Source organism: Aeromonas australiensis, assembly GCF_000819725.1.
Classification (GTDB): domain Bacteria; phylum Pseudomonadota; class Gammaproteobacteria; order Enterobacterales; family Aeromonadaceae; genus Aeromonas; species Aeromonas australiensis.
In genome coordinates this window covers 1-1,133 of sequence record NZ_CDDH01000024.1, presented here as the reverse complement: position 1 = coordinate 1,133, position 1,133 = coordinate 1, and the positions used below count along the sequence as shown (strand labels likewise).

Annotated in this window: 2 protein-coding genes; both read left to right on the top strand. The window is 40.4% G+C overall.

Annotated features, from left to right (window positions below; all coding sequences use genetic code 11):
• A partial coding sequence (locus BN1117_RS03960; RefSeq protein WP_244463506.1) for a hypothetical protein occupies window positions 1–725 on the top strand: 725 nt, incomplete at its 5' end.
• A gap of 157 nt (window positions 726–882) precedes the next feature.
• Window positions 883–1,133, top strand: a 251-nt coding sequence (locus BN1117_RS03955; protein WP_040094987.1) for a CatA-like O-acetyltransferase, incomplete at its 3' end; no start/stop codon positions are given.

Below are 1,133 nucleotides of genomic sequence, written 5' to 3'. Positions count from 1 at the left end.
AATTAAGCATGCGTAAAGGAGAAGAACTTTTCACTGGAGTTGTCCCAATTCTTGTTGAATTAGATGGTGATGTTAATGGGCACAAATTTTCTGTCAGTGGAGAGGGTGAAGGTGATGCAACATACGGAAAACTTACCCTTAAATTTATTTGCACTACTGGAAAACTACCTGTTCCATGGCCAACACTTGTCACTACTTTCGGTTATGGTGTTCAATGCTTTGCGAGATACCCAGATCATATGAAACAGCATGACTTTTTCAAGAGTGCCATGCCCGAAGGTTATGTACAGGAAAGAACTATATTTTTCAAAGATGACGGGAACTACAAGACACGTGCTGAAGTCAAGTTTGAAGGTGATACCCTTGTTAATAGAATCGAGTTAAAAGGTATTGATTTTAAAGAAGATGGAAACATTCTTGGACACAAATTGGAATACAACTATAACTCACACAATGTATACATCATGGCAGACAAACAAAAGAATGGAATCAAAGTTAACTTCAAAATTAGACACAACATTGAAGATGGAAGCGTTCAACTAGCAGACCATTATCAACAAAATACTCCAATTGGCGATGGCCCTGTCCTTTTACCAGACAACCATTACCTGTCCACACAATCTGCCCTTTCGAAAGATCCCAACGAAAAGAGAGACCACATGGTCCTTCTTGAGTTTGTAACAGCTGCTGGGATTACACATGGCATGGATGAACTATACAAATAAGCTTAATTAGCTGAGCTTGGACTCCTGTTGATAGATCCAGTAATGACCTCAGAACTCCATCTGGATTTGTTCAGAACGCTCGGTTGCCGCCGGGCGTTTTTTATTGGTGAGAATCCAAGCTAGCTTGGCGAGATTTTCAGGAGCTAAGGAAGCTAAAATGGAGAAAAAAATCACTGGATATACCACCGTTGATATATCCCAATGGCATCGTAAAGAACATTTTGAGGCATTTCAGTCAGTTGCTCAATGTACCTATAACCAGACCGTTCAGCTGGATATTACGGCCTTTTTAAAGACCGTAAAGAAAAATAAGCACAAGTTTTATCCGGCCTTTATTCACATTCTTGCCCGCCTGATGAATGCTCATCCGGAATTTCGTATGGCAATGAAAGACGGTGAGCTGGTGAT